The organism is Caldicellulosiruptor bescii DSM 6725, assembly GCF_000022325.1.
Classification (GTDB): domain Bacteria; phylum Bacillota; class Thermoanaerobacteria; order Caldicellulosiruptorales; family Caldicellulosiruptoraceae; genus Caldicellulosiruptor; species Caldicellulosiruptor bescii.
Window position 1 is genome coordinate 1,227,918 of record NC_012034.1, and the last position, 15,630, is coordinate 1,243,547.

The following is a 15,630-nucleotide window of genomic DNA, read 5'->3' on the forward strand; positions in this document are numbered from 1 at the left end:
AAATAAGCTGCCCCAGCTTAAAAGGCTGTTTTGGGCAGCATGCACACAACCTACTTTAAATCAAATCTTTCTTTTATAATCTGAACAGCTTTTTCCTCGTCTTTCTGGTCAATCAAATATGATATGTCAACTTCACTTGTTGTTACCATCTTAAGCTCAACACCTGCTTCAGCTAAAGTGGTGAAAAGTGATGCTGCAACGCCGGGAATGTCTTTCATTGCTTCACCAAAAATAGAAAGCTTGCTTAAGCCAGACACGATATCAATTCTCAGGTGAGGAATCTCTTTTTTGAACTTGCTTAGTGCAGATATTGCCTTTGGTACATTTTCTTCGTCAAGACTAAATGATAAATTTATGTTTCCTTTATAGGGTGCTGTTTGGCTTATCATATCAATATTTATTCCATGGTTTGCCACTTCATTAAAAATGGAGGCTATTAGGTCAATTTTATTAGGGACATTGTCAAGGGTTATCATGGCAACGTTCTGGGTGACATTTAAATTTGTCACAGGCTTCAAATTTAAAACACCTCACATTGAATTAATCAAATCTTTCATATTATATATACCCGCCCCTTTGCCTATCATAAACATTGCAGCTTTGATTGCTCCGTTTGCAAAGATTTCTTTTGAAAGTGCTGTGTGCTTTATCTCAATAATCTCATCAGGGCCAGCAAAAATGACACTGTGCTCACCCACAATTGTTCCACCGCGCACAGATGATATTCCTATCTCGTTTTGCTGTCTTTTCTTTCTCCTTGTATGCCTGTCATAGATATACTCATAAGAATTACTTGCAACCTCGTTTATTGCATCAGCAAGCATCAGGGCTGTGCCAGAAGGTGAATCTATTTTCTGGTTGTGGTGCTTTTCAATGATTTCAATATCAAATGACGGACCAAGAGCCTTATAAGCCTTTTGAATAAGCTCTGCAACAAGATTTACTCCCACAGACATATTGGCAGACCAGAAAATAGGAACTTGCTTTGAATATTCTAAAATTTTAGCTTTCTGTTCAGATGTAAAGCCTGTTGTTGCTATTACAACTGGCTTTTGTTTCTGCTTTGCAAACTCAAGTATTTTCATTGTTGCTTCAGGAAGAGAAAAGTCAATTATGACATCAAAGTTTTCAGTAACTTCCTCAGGACTTTTGTAAACAGGATAGTCAAAGTTTTTAGTTGTATTTAAATCAATTCCTGCAACAATCTTGATATTGTCATAGTTCTTAGCAACTCTGCTCACAACCTGACCCATTTTGCCATTGCAGCCATTAAGTAAGATGCTAATCATTTGTGTCTCACATCCAATCCTTGTTATTATTTTATTCTCATTCTTTTACCGAAATGCCATAGTCAACAAGTGCTTTTTTGAGTATTTCTCTATTCTTTTCTGTCATAGTAGTAAGTGGCAATCTTGGCTTTCCAACATTAAATCCCATCATGTTCATAGCTTCTTTTACAGGAATTGGGTTTACTTCAATAAAGAGTGCTTTGATTATAGGAAGAAGCTTTAGCTGAAGCTCTCTTGCTTTTTCAATTTCACCGTTTAAGAAATATTCAACAATGTCATGTGTTTCATCAGGCAGAATATTTGCCAGCACTGAAATAACGCCAATTCCACCAACAGAGAGAATGGGTACTATCTGGTCATCATTTCCAGAATAGATATCAATTTCAGGACAGAGCATAGCAATTTCAGCAACTTGTGTGATGTTGCCACTTGCTTCTTTTATTGCCTTTACATTTGGCAGTTTTGCAAGCTCTTTCATGGTTTCAGGCAGGACATTTAATCCTGTTCTTGATGGTACATTGTAGACAATAATAGGAATTGATACAGCATCGTTTATTTCTTTAAAGTGCTCAATCAATCCTTTTTGAGTTGTTTTGTTGTAGTATGGTGTTACATGCAAAAGACCATCTGCACCAAGCTCCTGTGCTTTTTTGGAAAGATAAACGGCATGTTTTGTGTGATTGCTACCAACACCAGCAATAACAGGTTTTCTACCGGCTACTCTGTCAATTACAAATCTGATTACTTCTAAATGCTCATCATCTGGCATTGTTGAAGGCTCCCCAGTTGTACCACATACAATGATTGCATCTGTCTTGTGCTCTAAGTGAAAGTCAACAAGCCTTCCAAGAGTTTCAAAGTCTACACTTTCCTCATCTTTAAATGGTGTTATTAAGGCAACACCTGAACCTTTAAAAAGAGACATAGCAAATAAACCCTCCCAATTTATTCAAACTTTAAAGTTTATCCACTTTTCAATTAGCTAAAGAAATATTCTATTACCTTTTCAGCAATCTGGACAGCGTTTGTTGCTGCTCCTTTTCTTATATTGTCTGCAACAACCCATAGATTGACCCCACTTTCAACAGACTCATCTCTTCTAATTCTTCCAACGTAAACCTCATCTTTTCCAGAAACATAAATTGGCATTGGATATAAAAGATTTGCAGGGTCGTCCTGAACAACTACACCTTTAGCATTCTTGAGAATTTCTTTTAACTCTTCTAAATCAAACTGCTTTTCGAACTCCACATTTATTGATTCGCTGTGACCGTTGAAAACAGGCACTCTAACAGTTGTTGCAGTAATCTTTATTGAGTCATCATGTAAAATCTTTCTTGTCTCATTTATCATCTTCATCTCTTCTTTTGTATATCCATTTTCTAAAAATACGTCAATATGGGGAATAACATTTCCTGCAATTGGATATGGAAACTTCTTTGGAGGAGCACCTTTTAATCCTTCTTCTAAATCCAAATATCCTTGATACCCTGCACCTGAAACTGCCTGGTATGTTGAGTACACAATCCTTTTTATTTTGTACCTGTCATGCAAAGGTTTTAAAACAACAACTGCCTGGATGGTTGAACAGTTAGGGTTTGCAATAATTCCCTTGTGCCATTTAATATCTTCAGGGTTAACCTCCGGTACAACAAGAGGAACATCCTTTTCCATACGCCATGCACTTGAGTTGTCAATTACAATACAGCCTTTTGATGCTGCAATTGGAGCAAAATGAAGAGATGTTGAAGCACCAGCAGAGAACAAAGCAATGTCAATGCCCCTGTCAAATGAGTCTTCTTTTAACTCTTCAACTGTGTATTCTTTTCCCATAAACTCAACTTTTGTCCCTGCTGACCTGCTTGATGCAAAGAGGAAATATTCTTCAACAGGCAGATTTCTCTCTTCCAAAACCTTTAAAAATGTTCTTCCAACCATACCAGTTGCGCCAACTATTGCCATTCTGATTTTCTTTGCCACTTTACTGTAAACCTCCTCTTCAAAAATTAAAGTTATGTTTCAATGTGTTTGTGCAAAACTAAAAAAAGCTGGTTTTTGAGCCAGCTTCTGTTAATATATTGTACATCAAGCATACAATATATTAACAGATAGCGCTCCACCAATTTTTCAATTGGTGACAGTTGCATGGATATTCTCCATGCACCCAGGGAAGTTTCCAAGAAGAAAGAAACTCCCTTCGGCGTCTTTTCCTTTCAGCAGGTTTCATCTGTGCCTTCTTTCACATCCACCTGCCTACTCTTAAAAGACGCGCCTCTATCTATTAATATATTATGAGCTATTCACTTGTGGTGTTTATTTAATAATACCATTAAGATTCTTTACATGTCAAATTTTTTTGAAAGACTAAGAGCTCTTTTTTATGTGTGATATAATTTAAATATTGAGATATTAAAATGGACAAAAAGAAAATGGAGGATGAATGGTTTGGAAAAAATTAGAGAAAGATTTACTAACTTTCAGAAAGCATTTTTGAGATTGAAAGAAGCAGTGTCGGAAAGAAGCGATAATCCTCTTTTGTATGACGGTGCTATTCAAAGATTTGAATTTACCTATGAGCTTGCCTGGAAATTATTGAAGGCGTATTTGGAATATCAAGGCATAGTAAATATTTCTTCACCAAGAGCAGTTTTCAAAGAAGCATTTTCAGTGGGCTTGATTGAAAATCAAGAAAAATGGCTAAGGATGATCGAAGATAGGAATTTGGTGGTCAGCACCTATGATGAGTGTATTGCTAAAATAATATTTGATAGAATAAAAAGTGATTACTTGCCATTATTGATAGAGCTTGAGGAAAAGTTGAAGGGCTGATTAAATGAGATTTGGGATTGAAGATGTAATATTTGAAAGGAGAGTTTAAGTCAAATGTTTAAAGTAGGGATTGGATATGATGTTCACAGATTTGTCGAGGGAAGAAAACTTATATTGGGCGGGGTTGAAATACCGTTTGAAAAGGGACTTCTGGGCCATTCAGATGCGGATGTTTTGGTTCATGCCATAATTGATGCCATTCTGGGTGCTATGGGGGAAAATGATATTGGAAGGCTTTTTCCAGACAGTAGCCCTAATTATAAAGACATTTCAAGCTTGGTTCTTTTAAAAGAAGTGGCAAAGCTTTTGGAAGAAAAGAATATGAAAATAGTGAACATCGATTCAACAGTAGTTAGCCAAAGGCCCAAGATTTCTCCTTATACTAATGAGATGAAAAATAAAATTGCAGATTGCCTCAAGATTGAAAGTACGCAGGTAAATATAAAAGGAAAAACAACTGAAGGATTGGGATTTGAAGGAAGAGAAGAAGGAATCTCAGCATATGCAGTTGTTTTGATTTGCGAATAAATGTTTGATAAAATGACATACAAGAGATATAATTAAGTATAAGAATAACTTTTGGATGTGATAAGATGTTAGACCTTTACAGATTGTCTGTACAAATAAATGAAAAGAAAGAGATTTTAGCAAAGCATGAGGAAGAGTTAAAATCAAATGTTGAAGATGTGTTTGCGTTTTTAAATTCAGTAGATAGAAAGAAAATTCAAAATGTTCTCTCAAAAATTCCTAGCAAGGACGAGAAAAATGAGATTTTATTCTGCCTTCCATACTATAGCAATTACAATGAATTTTTGAAATCTCACAAATGCCCTTTGAATACTGACTATGAGGTTTTTGCAGTAGATGGCAGTAATACAGAAATAGATAGGCATATTCTAACACCTTATTATGTGTTGAACATTGCCTGTGTCTCTATTGCCTATGGAGAAAAAGAAAGTAGATTTTGGTACAAAACTTTTCCCTACATTTATCTTGACCAAGAACTTTATTCTGACAAAGATGATATTACTTTTAAGAATTCTTCTGAGATTTCACAAGAAAGACAGGAAAAAGAATTTGTGGCAATTTTAGAGTATATAGAAGAGAGCAGCGAAACAGATCAACTCAAAATAGTACTTTACGACGGCAATCTTGTTGACTGGTCGCAGGACAGGCAAGGTATGCGTTTTGGCAGAAAAGCAAATGCTATTCTTGAAAGGATATTCCTGCTAGCAGAGCAAAAGAAAATAGCCGTGTGCGGTTTTATTTCTGTTCCTAAAAATTCAATTATTTCTAATATTTATAGAATATATATGTGTGAAAAACCAAGGATAAACTGTAGAGAGTGTCCAAAGGAGCAAAAAAGAGAGTGTGAAAAGATAGGCAGAATAAAGGATGTCATTTTATTTTCCGGCCTTAGGGAAGGAGAGTATTCAAACATCTTTTACACATTAGGTAGAGCTTTTGATGAGTTTGAGAAGACCGATATAGGCTTTGTTTATTTGAACACAGGTTACGAGATAGCACGAGTTGAGTTTCCGTTGTATATAGCAAACGATAAAAACTGGTTTGAGAGTTGCTTGGGTGCTATTTACCATCAGTGTCAACTTGGGTTTGGCTATCCCATATCTTTGACCCATGCCCATGAATTTTCTGTTATCTCTAAAGGCGACAAGGACGCAATAGAAAGTATGCTATATAGGTTTGAAGACAGTCTTATGCGCTATTCTGCTAAAAAGAACAATAAAATAAAAAGAATAGTATAAAAGGAGTAGTTTTTGAGATGATAGTGGGTGAGATAATAGATATTTCTTTTACACAACTTACCTGTGAGGCAAGGGACTTGAACAATATACCTACACCCGGCAGGTTTATAAAGTTTGAGTTAGATGATTACAAGGTGATAGGATGTGTTACAAGATATGACGTCGGCAGCATCTCCGAGGGAGAATATCCGAGAGCTTTGTGGAAGTCACCTGAAGAGATAAAAAAGCATTACCCTCAGATTGACCAGATTTTGAAGGGGTATTTTAAATGTGTGGTTCTTGGCTACATAGTGGATGGCAAGTTTGTTGGATGTCTTCCTGACAAAAGTATAAGACTTCACAGTTTGGTTGAACTGGCAACCCAAAAAGAAATTCTTCTTGCCACTCAAAATGGTCTTTTTCTAAATTCTGTACTAAAGGCAAAAGATATTGATATAATCGAGGTTGTTCCATGGATGCTCTTTTTTGCATATCTTGCAAGAGGAAAAGACTATTACTATATAGAACAGATGGGAAAAAGCTTGAACGCTTATCTTAAATATGACCTCAATCTTCTTGAGCCTATAATTGAGAGGTTAGAGAATTTGATAATGACTGTACAAGAAGGGTGATTGAAATATGGCAAGTAGTATGTATGAAGAGAACAGAATTGGCAAAATCATAGGTGGTTCGTATTCAGAAGGTCTTGCAATAAAAGTCGAGGATGATTCTGTTGTGGAAAGTACAAGGATTGGAGCAATTCTTGTTAGCCAAACAGAAAAGAGGAAGTACTACTGTATGCTTACCGACATGGTAATAGAGGGCATGAACAAGCAAGCTTTGACAGAACTTCCGCGAGGAAACTCAAGCCTGCTTTTGAACAGAATTACAAGGGGGACTTCAATTTATACTGTGTTCAAGGCACAGCCAGTCCTTTCTTACGACCTTGAGGAAAAGAAAAATCAGCCTATAAGAAACATACCCGTTCATGCTTCAAGTGTTAGAAGAGCTACCTATGATGATATTTCAGATGTGTTTGGAAGTTTTGAAAAAAGTCCAAGACGTTATTTTCCAGTTGGAAGTGTTCTTGACATGGACGAAAGCTCTACAGTATGCATAGACATGGAAAGATTTATTGAACGAAGCAGTGGCATTTATGGGAGGACTGGTACAGGAAAATCATTTATTGCAAGATTATTGATGGCGGGGATTATCCTTTGTGATAAGGCATCGCTTCTCATTTTTGATGCTCACTCAGACCATGGACCTGACAGCGTTGATGAGGAAAACCGTCCTGTTAAAGGGCTTAAAAGTCTTTTTGGAAGCAAAGTCCAGATAATGACAATTGAAAATTCCTCGTCAATGGCAGGTGTTTTGCCGATTGAGATTGATGTTAGAGATGTTGAGATCGAGGATATTTTATCAATTGCAGAAGAGCTAAACCTCAATGAGACAGCACAACAGGTTATGATTGCACTGAAAAATAAATTGGAGACAGAGGGTAAACACTGGCTTGAAGAGATACTTATAAATGGTGAGGACTTAGCAGAGAGGTTTAAAGACAGCGAAGCAGTTGTTAACAGAAGTTCGCTTTTGGCACTTATCAGAAAGCTTTCTGTGTTAAAAGAATTACCCTACCTTAGATATGATAGACGACCTGGTACAAACTCAATTGATATTATTTTAAACTATCTTCAAAAAGGTATAAGTGTTGATATAACATTTGGCAAAAGTGATAAATTACTTAATTACCTCTTTGTTACAAACGTATTATCAAGACGTATTTACCAAAGATATATGGAGATGTACGAAAGGTATATCTCAAACAGACAAAAATATTCTCCTCCAAGGCCACTTGTGATTGCTATTGAAGAAGCACACAGATTTTTATCGCCCGATGTTGCAAAGCAGACAATATTTGGAACAATAGCAAGAGAGATGAGAAAAGCTAAGGTAAGTCTTATGTGTATAGACCAGAGACCTTCTCAGATAGACAGCGAGATTGCATCGCAAATTGGAACAAGGATTATTTTATCTCTTTCTGATGAAGCTGACATTACAAGTGCACTTGCTGGTATGAAAAATAGTAAACAGCTGAGGGCAATTATAGAGTCGCTTGATTCGAAACAGCAGGCTTTGTTAATAGGTCATGCAGTTCCTATGCCAATTGCGATAAAAACGAGGGGGTATGATAGTAGCTTTTATGATTTTGTTTCAATTTATTTCAAAGAAGATGAAGTGGATGAAAAGTATGAAAGAACTTTAGAGGCATCTAAGAAGTGGCTTGATGAGATGTGCTATTAAATTAAAAATTTTTTAAGAGGGAGAATAAGATGGCAATTAGAGGAGTTCATACAGCTGACCTTCATTTTGGAGTGACAACTTATAGCCGCGAAACTCCAGACGGACTTGGCTCACGTGTACATGACTTTTTCAAAACATTTGACAGAATATTGCAGTTTATAAGAGATAACAGCATTGACTTTTTGCTTATAACAGGCGATATTTTTAAAGACAGGGAACCAAACTCTACGCTGAGGAATATGTTTTACAAAAGGATTGTGGATATTTCGAAAGAAGGTGTTTTGGTCATTATAATTCCAGGCAATCATGATATGCATCCATTTGAGACAAAAGACCATTCTGTAAAGGTCTTTGAGATATTTGAACAGCCAAACATTGTTGTAATGGACAAACCTTTTGAAGTCAAAGAATTTGAAATAAGAGATGAAAAGCTTCGCATTATAGCTGTGCCATACCTTTATCTTGAAAGGTTTGTGGATGAGACATTTCCTCAAAAGACTGAAGAGCTTGATATGATAGCAGCCAATTTTTTTGAGAAAAAACTAAGCCAGGTTTTAGACTCTTCAGAAGATAATATTCCAACAATACTTGCTGGGCACTTTACTGTAGTAGAGGCGCAGATTGGAAGCGAAAGATCAATTATGCTTGGCAAAGACATAAAAGTGCCTCTTTCATGCCTTTTAAATCCAAAGTTAAAATTTGTGGCCCTTGGACATATTCACAAACCTCAGATTTTACATGCAGCAAACCCTACTGTGCTGTATTGTGGGTCGCCTGACAGAATAGATTTTTCTGAAGCAAACGACAGCAAGGGGTTTGTTGTGTTTGAATTAGATAAAGATAGCTTTAGGTTTGAGTTTCAACCTGTTAAGGTAAGACCTTTTTGCCAGTTGGAGATTGATGTGTTTGAAGACCAAGTAGAAAATCTCACCAAAAAGATTCTTGACAAAATAGAAGAGAAAATACAAATGTTTGAGCAAAGTACTTCAAGTAGTATTCAGGTTTCGGTTGTAAAGCTCATAATAAAAACTCAGAGTTTGATAAAAGAGAAGATTGACATTGGGCTTGTTGAAAGGTTTTTGAGAGACAGATGTTTTGTTTTAGCGCCTATCGAAATTGAGGTAATTGACTCAAAGAAAGATTTTAGAATTGCTGAGGTTGATGAAAAGTCGGACCCTGTTGAGGCATTCGAAAAGTTTTTATCTGCAAGCCAGAAATACAGGGATGTAGAAAATAAAGATAAGATTGTATCAGAATTTAAAAAACTTCTACATGAAATCCAAGAAAAATAAGGGAAAAGTAAGAGGTGGGGATGTAATTTGAAACCTCTTTTTTTGAGGATTGAAAATTTCAAATCATACAAGGATAGTCAGAACGAGATTGATTTTAGTAATATAAAAGTTGCTTGTATCATAGGGAAGAATGGAAATGGAAAATCTTCTATTGCTGAAGCAATTGCCTGGGCACTTTTTGGTGAGTTTGAAAGACTTCAAACAGGAAAACGTGGAAAAATTGCAGAAACAGAGTATATAAACTCACATAGTGATTATATGCAGGTTGAATTTGAATTTGAATTGAATAAGACCATATATAAAGTTGTGAGAAGACTTGATAGAAGAGGTAAAAAGTACCTTTCACTTTTTGTTAGAAAAGCAGACAGCCTCATACCTATAAATGAAGCAACTAACACCCAAACTCAAGAAAAGCTTCAGAATATTTTAGGGATAGATTTTAATGTCTTTTTGCATTCAACATATCTTTCTCAAAAGAGAACAGAAGATTTTTTGCTGTCTTCGCCAGAGGACAGGCGTGAAGTGCTTGCAAAGATATTGAACCTGAGCATATATGACAGGATAAACGAACTTGCGAAAGAAAAACGAAGAGAAATAAAAGTTTTGCTGGATATAAAGAACAGAGAAATAGAGGAAGAAAATAAGATTTTGTCAGAGGAAGAGTCTATAAAATCTTTGGTGGCTGATTTGGAAAAGAAGAGAACAGCAATTGAAGCTGAATTAAATGGTTTGAGAAATGAACTAAATGCCCTTATTTCAAAAAAGTCTGAAATAGAACAAAAACTTAGTTTATTGAGTCAGAAAAAGAGTGAAATGATAGAACATCAGAGAAAAGCTGAGGAGATAAGGTATAGGATTGAAACTGCCAGAAAAGAGCTTTTAAAAATTGAAGAAAAGTTAAATGAAGAAGATAGAATAACTGCAATGGTTAAAGAGTATGAGATGGTAAAAGAAAAGGTTGAACTCAAGAGAAAAGATTATGAAATGTATCTTGAGCTCAAAAATAAAATAGTTCTGTGTGAGAAGGAAATAAAAAACAAACTGGATCAGAAAAGAATATTTGAAAAGAGTATCGAAGAAAGTAATTTACAACTTAATAAAGAAACTTCTGAGATTTTAAAGTATGAAGAAGAGATAAAAAAGGTAGAGATTGAAATTTCAAAGGTCGAAAATGAGCTGGAAAAAGTAAAACAGTATAAACATGAACAAGAGAAAAAAAGAGATGAGATTGTAAAACATGAAAAGTTGTTAGAAGTGGTGGAGAACAAATTAAAAGAGCTTGCTTCAAGTTACAGGCTCATAGAAGCAAATCAGGGAAGGTGCCCAGTATGCTTGCGCCAAATTAATGGTCAGGAAGAAAAAGAGCATATAAAGAGTGAAATTGCAGCCCAGGGTAGGGAATTTAAACAAAGAAGAGAAAGTTTGATAAAAAAACTTGAAATTTTGAAAAAAGAGTTTTCTGAGCTTGAAGAGAAGATAAAACTTGAAGAGGTTCTTCGGGCAAGAGAAAAAAAGCTTCACGGGATGTTTGAAAACTTGAAGGCTAAGGTGGAGCAGAAAACACAAAACATTGTTAATCTACAAAATTCAGTAATTCAGGTGACCCAAACTATAAAGCTTTGTGAAGATGAGATAGAAAGGTTAAAAGAAGAGATGACAAACCTAAAAAGAGAAATTTCCATTTTAAACTTTGATGAGAATTACTACACCCAGCTTTTGCAAAGAGAAAAAGAACTTGAAATGTATCAAAGCCTATTTAATGAGCTTACTATAAACAAGGTCAAAGCTGAGAATTTAAAAAAGGAGATACTTGAGTATCAACAACAGGAAAAAGAGATTTTGAAAAAGGTTGAGGATTTAAAGCAGGAGATAGCAAATATATCTACTATTGCACATACTGTAATGCTTGAAAAAGTAAAGTCAGATATTCTAAGCTGTGAAAGTAAAATAAGAAATCTTCAAGAAAGTCTTAATTCTGTTTTAAAGGAATTGGGAATCCTTGAGCAGAAACTAAATCAGATTGAAGAGGCAAAAAAGAAGTTATTGAGGCTTGAGAGTGAAATAGAGGAGATGAAAAAAAAGATTGAAATATACGACATAATAATAGATATCACAGGACCAGATGGAATAAAAAATGAGATTATTGCGAATACGCTGCCACAGATAAGAGATGAAGCAAATGGACTTTTAAAAATACTAACAAACGGAGCATTTTCAATAGATTTTAAAACCCAAAAAGAAACAGCATCTGGAAAAACAATAGAAACTCTCCAGATAGAAATTTCTGATGCAAATGGTACAAGAAACTATGAGCTTTTTTCTGGAGGAGAGCTTTTCAGAATAAATTTTGCTATCAGAATTGCTCTTTCAAAGGTACTTCTCAAAAGAGCAGGTGCTTCAATCAGAATGCTAATTTTAGACGAAGGTTTTGGTTCTCAAGATGAAGAGGGAAAAGACCACATTGTTGAATGTTTGAATAGAATTAAAGACCAATTTGACACTATACTTGTTATAACCCACATTGAGGATTTAATGGATGCGTTCGACCAACGGATTATTGTTAAAAAAGATGTGGAAGGGTCTAAAATTTTTGTTGTATAATATTAAAGTATTTTTGAAAAGAAATTAATGTTGGATAAGGAGGTAAAACTTTAATGGCAAAAAATAAGTTTCCTGGGCTTGGTGGTGGCTTTAATATAAATCAGCTCCAAAAACAGGCAAGAAAGATGCAAGAGGAAATAGAAAAGTTGCAAGAGGAATTAAATCAAAGGGAGATTGAGGTAAGTAGTGGCGGTGGTGCTGTCAAGGTTGTTATTAATGGTAAAAAAGAGATAAAAAGCATTCAAATATTACCCGAGGTTGTTGATCCGGAAGATGTGGAAACTTTGCAGGATTTGATAGTTGCATGTGTAAATGAAGCTATAAGAAAAGTTGACAAGATGGTTGAAGAAGAGATGCAAAAAGTTACAGGGTTTGGTATCCCAGGTCTTTTTTAAAACGAGGTTGAGATGAAGATGCAGCAAAAAGAAAATGCTATATCGAAACTAATTCAGCAGCTTGAAAAGCTTCCGGGAATTGGGCAAAAAACTGCCCAGAGGCTTGCATTTCATATCATTAACATGAAAACTGAAGATGTCAAGGCACTTGCTGATGCTATCTTGAGTGCTAAAACCAGCACAAAACTGTGCAGAGTGTGCTGTAACTTTACAGAAGACGAGGTATGTCCTATCTGTAAAGACGAGAAAAGAGACAAAAGTATTATCTGTGTTGTGGAAGAACCACAGGATGTTGCAGCACTTGAAAGAGTAAAGGAATATAAAGGACTATATCATGTATTGCACGGTGCGATATCCCCGCTCAAAGGTAAGTATCCTGAACAGCTTACGATTGATGTTTTGCTAAAAAGACTTTCTGACCCACAAATCAAGGAGGTTATAATTGCCACAAATCCTGACGTTGACGGTGAGGCAACTGCCTCCTACTTAGCGAGGCTTATAAAACCAATGGGTATCAGGGTTACAAGAATTGCCAGAGGAATTCCAGTTGGTGGGGACATTGAGTATGCTGATGAGGTTACAATTCTTAAAGCAATAGAAGGAAGAAGAGAGATTTAGTAGTATATTAAATAAAATATTGGTGCATAATATATAAAAGAAGCTTTATAAATGAGGAAAACTGTAAATTAAAATGAAAGTGGATATTTTAAATGTAGTATCAGACCAGTTTGCAGATAAACTAAGCAAAGAAATGGATGATCAAAAAAGAAATGACTATGAATCATTACTTAATTATGTAAAAGGTTTACTTGCCTCGGCAAACACCATTTTTAATTTCGCTTCTGATCAAGACCTTATAGAGATTGCCATCTATCAACAAATTCTTGCTGAAAAGTGGTTAAACTACCTGTATAAAATCTTAAAGCAGAACCCTCACTGAAAAAGAGGGTTCTTTTTATTTTTGATTTGACATAAATTTATATTTAGAAAAGTCATATCAGAGGGAATCAATATATGAAACTTTTTGATTTAATTGTGAGATTTATTCTTACTGCATCTTTTATCATCCTTTTTAATCTCATGTGCCAGCCGTATGGTCTTCATATTGGATTTAACATAGTAAACCTTGCAATTGGAACTTTAATAGGATTTACCGGTTTTGCTCTGCTTTTTATTTTGGCTCTTCTTTTTAGGTAAAAAAGTATATTCAGGAAGCTTTATTAATTCTTTCTTTTCCAGTACACCAATTGAATAGCCTATCAAGGATGAAACAGGCAAGAATAATGTGGTTATCCAGTAAGTTGTTATTATAACATTGACTGAATGCTTAGATTTTGCAATCTCATCTGCGTATGAATATACTCCAATAAAAGGGGAGTTCCAAAGTCTATATGCTACATTTGCCCAATGAGTATTTAAAAAACCCTTATCATTCAGAGATACATAATTTGTTGCCAGTATAGCTAAAACAATTGTGGGAAGTGAAGCTATAGTTATAGCTACAGCACCTTCTAAAAGAGACAGTGCATCTCTTTTTTTTGCATGAAACCTGCCACTCGAAAAATTTCCATAAAAATAAAGTAGACAGATAAATATGCCACTTATAAGCTGTGAAGTTACTCCCCTGAAAACCGAAAAATATAGGTACATAAAGGCTATAAATATGACAGTTGTTAGAAAGTGGTTTTTCAAAATGTGCAGACTATATAGAAATATCTTTTTGGTTTTCATTTCGTATTTTAAAAACCCCCTGATGTTTAATTTTATTTTCCCCTCTAATTATATCAAAGTTTGCAATCGAAATAAATTAGATATATACTTTTTCTATATACAAAATAAAAAGGAGTGCAAAGTCTATTGACAGTTCTTGTGACAGGCGGTGCGGGTTTTATAGGGTCGCATATTGTTGACAAACTCATTGAAAGAGGGTATGATGTATGCGTTGTGGACAATCTTCTTTCCGGCAACGTTTGTAATATTAATCCAAAATCTAAATTCTATCAACTTGATATTCGTGACAATTTAGAAAAAGTATTTGAAGAAAATAAGATTGAATATTGCATACACCAGGCAGCTCAGGTGAGTGTTGCAAAGTCTATGGAAGATTCTTACCTTGATTGCAGTATAAATATCTTGGGCACGGTTAATCTTCTTGATTACTGCGTAAAATACAAAGTGAAAAAATTTATTTTTGCATCATCAGCAGCAGTTTATGGAGAACCAAAATATATTCCAATTGACGAAAATCATCCGTTAAGACCAGAATCTTTTTATGGTTTGTCTAAGCTTACTTCAGAAGAGTATATAAAGATGTTTGCACACAAGTTTCATTTTGAGTATATCATTTTCAGATATTCAAATGTCTATGGACCACGACAGGACCCATGTGGAGAGGGCGGAGTTGTATCAATTTTTTGTGAGCGTATGCTGGGTAGCAAAGATGTAATTATATATGGAGATGGGACTCAGACAAGAGACTTTATATATGTTGAAGATGTTGCTGAAGCAAACTGTATTGCACTGGAAAGTTCTGTTTCGGGAACATTTAATCTGAGCACTGGTAAAAATATATCGGTAAATGAACTATTTGAGATTCTTTCTGGCTTAACAGGGTACAAAAAAAGTCCTGTTTATCAATCAAAACGGCCCGGCGATATTGCACACAGCTGTCTTTCCAATAATCTTTTGAAGAATGTCTTTGGATTTTCACCACAATTTTCACTTTTGGAAGGATTGAAAAAGACAGTTGAATGTTTTATATCTAAATCTGTTTAACAATTTTTATAAAGGGTATCATTATATCGTAAGATTTAATATACTTATAAATGCTATTAAAAAGGGGTTGTTTAGAATATGATAAAAAGAGGTTTCAGGTATCAAACAGGCGAAATCGATGAGGTTGCAAAGCTTTTAAAAGAAGGAAATATCCCTGAGATTGATATCGACTTTGAATATGAGATTAAAGAAGTCATAAGCGACCTTGAAGGTTTTGGGTTTGAAGTTGCCACTGATAATGCCTATGATTATGATGCAGTTGATAAAATTGAGCATCCGGATTTTATGTTTAGGTTGAAAATGGTTGAGAAATCTACAGGTAAGATTTGTTATTTGGACTTTTACGAAGGACCAAATGACCAAGAAGATGGTTATGATGAAATCTGGTGGGGATAATATA

General features: G+C 35.1%; 18 protein-coding genes and 1 riboswitch. Of the genes, 13 read left to right on the forward strand and 5 right to left on the reverse strand.

Going from position 1 to position 15,630, the window contains the following annotated elements; all coding sequences use genetic code 11:
- Positions 1 to 50: 50 nt before the first annotated feature.
- From ATHE_RS05665 to ATHE_RS05680, 4 genes are read right to left on the reverse strand one after another with little or no spacing between them, the layout of a single operon-like run.
- A complete protein-coding gene (locus ATHE_RS05665; protein WP_013432426.1) occupies positions 51 to 518 on the reverse strand; it encodes an ACT domain-containing protein in 468 nt (155 codons plus the stop codon).
- A 12-nt stretch (positions 519 to 530) separates the two neighbouring features.
- Complete coding sequence (gene dapB, locus ATHE_RS05670; protein WP_015907633.1) at positions 531 to 1,289, reverse strand: 4-hydroxy-tetrahydrodipicolinate reductase; 759 nt, start codon at positions 1,287 to 1,289, stop codon at positions 531 to 533.
- A 37-nt stretch (positions 1,290 to 1,326) separates the two neighbouring features.
- Complete coding sequence (dapA, locus tag ATHE_RS05675) at positions 1,327 to 2,214, reverse strand: 4-hydroxy-tetrahydrodipicolinate synthase (protein ID WP_015907634.1); 888 nt, start codon at positions 2,212 to 2,214, stop codon at positions 1,327 to 1,329.
- A gap of 53 nt (positions 2,215 to 2,267) precedes the next feature.
- On the reverse strand, positions 2,268 to 3,251 hold the full coding sequence (locus tag ATHE_RS05680) for an aspartate-semialdehyde dehydrogenase (RefSeq protein ID WP_041727369.1): 984 nt from the start codon (positions 3,249 to 3,251) through the stop codon (positions 2,268 to 2,270).
- A gap of 139 nt (positions 3,252 to 3,390) precedes the next feature.
- A riboswitch (Lysine riboswitch) is annotated at positions 3,391 to 3,574 on the reverse strand.
- 160 nt (positions 3,575 to 3,734) lie between these two features.
- Between ATHE_RS05680 and ATHE_RS05685 the strand changes: the two genes are divergently transcribed.
- The 11 genes from ATHE_RS05685 (at position 3,735) to ATHE_RS14270 (ending at position 13,652) form a co-directional block, all read left to right on the forward strand.
- The gene (locus ATHE_RS05685) at positions 3,735 to 4,118 is read left to right on the forward strand and encodes a nucleotidyltransferase substrate binding protein (protein ID WP_015907636.1); all 384 of its coding nucleotides are present in this window, start codon (positions 3,735 to 3,737) and stop codon (positions 4,116 to 4,118) included.
- 54 nt (positions 4,119 to 4,172) lie between these two features.
- Positions 4,173 to 4,646 (forward strand): 2-C-methyl-D-erythritol 2,4-cyclodiphosphate synthase, encoded by a 474-nt coding sequence (ispF, locus tag ATHE_RS05690; RefSeq protein WP_015907637.1) that lies wholly within the window; start codon positions 4,173 to 4,175, stop codon positions 4,644 to 4,646.
- A 65-nt stretch (positions 4,647 to 4,711) separates the two neighbouring features.
- On the forward strand, positions 4,712 to 5,884 hold the full coding sequence (locus ATHE_RS05695) for a DNA double-strand break repair nuclease NurA (protein ID WP_015907638.1): 1,173 nt from the start codon (positions 4,712 to 4,714) through the stop codon (positions 5,882 to 5,884).
- Positions 5,885 to 5,901: 17 nt separating this feature from the next.
- The gene (locus tag ATHE_RS05700) at positions 5,902 to 6,495 is read left to right on the forward strand and encodes a hypothetical protein (protein ID WP_015907639.1); all 594 of its coding nucleotides are present in this window, start codon (positions 5,902 to 5,904) and stop codon (positions 6,493 to 6,495) included.
- A gap of 7 nt (positions 6,496 to 6,502) precedes the next feature.
- Complete coding sequence (locus ATHE_RS05705) at positions 6,503 to 8,167, forward strand: ATP-binding protein (RefSeq protein ID WP_015907640.1); 1,665 nt, start codon at positions 6,503 to 6,505, stop codon at positions 8,165 to 8,167.
- Positions 8,168 to 8,196: 29 nt separating this feature from the next.
- Entirely contained in the window at positions 8,197 to 9,459 is a 1,263-nt protein-coding gene (locus ATHE_RS05710; protein WP_015907641.1) for a metallophosphoesterase family protein, read from the forward strand.
- Positions 9,460 to 9,486: 27 nt separating this feature from the next.
- A complete protein-coding gene (locus ATHE_RS05715; RefSeq protein ID WP_015907642.1) occupies positions 9,487 to 12,060 on the forward strand; it encodes an AAA family ATPase in 2,574 nt (857 codons plus the stop codon).
- Between the two features lie 53 nt (positions 12,061 to 12,113).
- On the forward strand, positions 12,114 to 12,455 hold the full coding sequence (locus tag ATHE_RS05720; protein ID WP_015907643.1) for a YbaB/EbfC family nucleoid-associated protein: 342 nt from the start codon (positions 12,114 to 12,116) through the stop codon (positions 12,453 to 12,455).
- An 18-nt stretch (positions 12,456 to 12,473) separates the two neighbouring features.
- The gene (recR, locus tag ATHE_RS05725) at positions 12,474 to 13,073 is read left to right on the forward strand and encodes a recombination mediator RecR (protein WP_041727129.1); all 600 of its coding nucleotides are present in this window, start codon (positions 12,474 to 12,476) and stop codon (positions 13,071 to 13,073) included.
- Between the two features lie 73 nt (positions 13,074 to 13,146).
- Positions 13,147 to 13,395, forward strand: a complete 249-nt coding sequence (locus ATHE_RS05730; protein ID WP_015907645.1) for a hypothetical protein — start codon at positions 13,147 to 13,149, stop codon at positions 13,393 to 13,395.
- A gap of 74 nt (positions 13,396 to 13,469) precedes the next feature.
- Positions 13,470 to 13,652, forward strand: coding sequence for a pro-sigmaK processing inhibitor BofA family protein (locus ATHE_RS14270; protein ID WP_015907646.1), 183 nt, complete (start codon positions 13,470 to 13,472; stop codon positions 13,650 to 13,652).
- Here the strand turns inward: ATHE_RS14270 and ATHE_RS05735 are convergent.
- Positions 13,596 to 14,186: a hypothetical protein gene (locus tag ATHE_RS05735; protein ID WP_015907647.1), complete on the reverse strand. Its 591-nt coding sequence runs from the start codon at positions 14,184 to 14,186 to the stop codon at positions 13,596 to 13,598. The two genes, ATHE_RS14270 and ATHE_RS05735, sit on opposite strands and share 57 nt — an antisense overlap.
- Before the next feature lie 126 nt (positions 14,187 to 14,312).
- Here ATHE_RS05735 and ATHE_RS05740 point away from each other — a divergent pair, with 126 nt between their 5' ends.
- Positions 14,313 to 15,230, forward strand: a complete 918-nt coding sequence (locus ATHE_RS05740; protein WP_015907648.1) for an NAD-dependent epimerase/dehydratase family protein — start codon at positions 14,313 to 14,315, stop codon at positions 15,228 to 15,230.
- A gap of 78 nt (positions 15,231 to 15,308) precedes the next feature.
- Positions 15,309 to 15,626, forward strand: a complete 318-nt coding sequence (locus ATHE_RS05745) for a hypothetical protein (RefSeq protein WP_013430500.1) — start codon at positions 15,309 to 15,311, stop codon at positions 15,624 to 15,626.
- The last annotated feature ends 4 nt before the right edge of the window (positions 15,627 to 15,630 follow it).

Coding starts and splice junctions, on each gene's coding strand:
- dapB (WP_015907633.1), bottom strand. CDS start 1,289: ATGATTAGCATCTTACTTAATGGCTGCAATGGCAAAATGGGTCAGGTT.
- dapA (WP_015907634.1), bottom strand. CDS start 2,214: ATGTCTCTTTTTAAAGGTTCAGGTGTTGCCTTAATAACACCATTTAAA.
- ATHE_RS05680 (WP_041727369.1), bottom strand. CDS start 3,251: ATGGCAATAGTTGGCGCAACTGGTATGGTTGGAAGAACATTTTTAAAG.
- ispF (WP_015907637.1), top strand. CDS start 4,173: ATGTTTAAAGTAGGGATTGGATATGATGTTCACAGATTTGTCGAGGGA.
- ATHE_RS05695 (WP_015907638.1), top strand. CDS start 4,712: ATGTTAGACCTTTACAGATTGTCTGTACAAATAAATGAAAAGAAAGAG.
- ATHE_RS05700 (WP_015907639.1), top strand. CDS start 5,902: ATGATAGTGGGTGAGATAATAGATATTTCTTTTACACAACTTACCTGT.
- ATHE_RS05705 (WP_015907640.1), top strand. CDS start 6,503: ATGGCAAGTAGTATGTATGAAGAGAACAGAATTGGCAAAATCATAGGT.
- ATHE_RS05710 (WP_015907641.1), top strand. CDS start 8,197: ATGGCAATTAGAGGAGTTCATACAGCTGACCTTCATTTTGGAGTGACA.
- ATHE_RS05720 (WP_015907643.1), top strand. CDS start 12,114: ATGGCAAAAAATAAGTTTCCTGGGCTTGGTGGTGGCTTTAATATAAAT.
- recR (WP_041727129.1), top strand. CDS start 12,474: ATGCAGCAAAAAGAAAATGCTATATCGAAACTAATTCAGCAGCTTGAA.
- ATHE_RS05730 (WP_015907645.1), top strand. CDS start 13,147: ATGAAAGTGGATATTTTAAATGTAGTATCAGACCAGTTTGCAGATAAA.
- ATHE_RS14270 (WP_015907646.1), top strand. CDS start 13,470: ATGAAACTTTTTGATTTAATTGTGAGATTTATTCTTACTGCATCTTTT.
- ATHE_RS05735 (WP_015907647.1), bottom strand. CDS start 14,186: ATGAAAACCAAAAAGATATTTCTATATAGTCTGCACATTTTGAAAAAC.
- ATHE_RS05745 (WP_013430500.1), top strand. CDS start 15,309: ATGATAAAAAGAGGTTTCAGGTATCAAACAGGCGAAATCGATGAGGTT.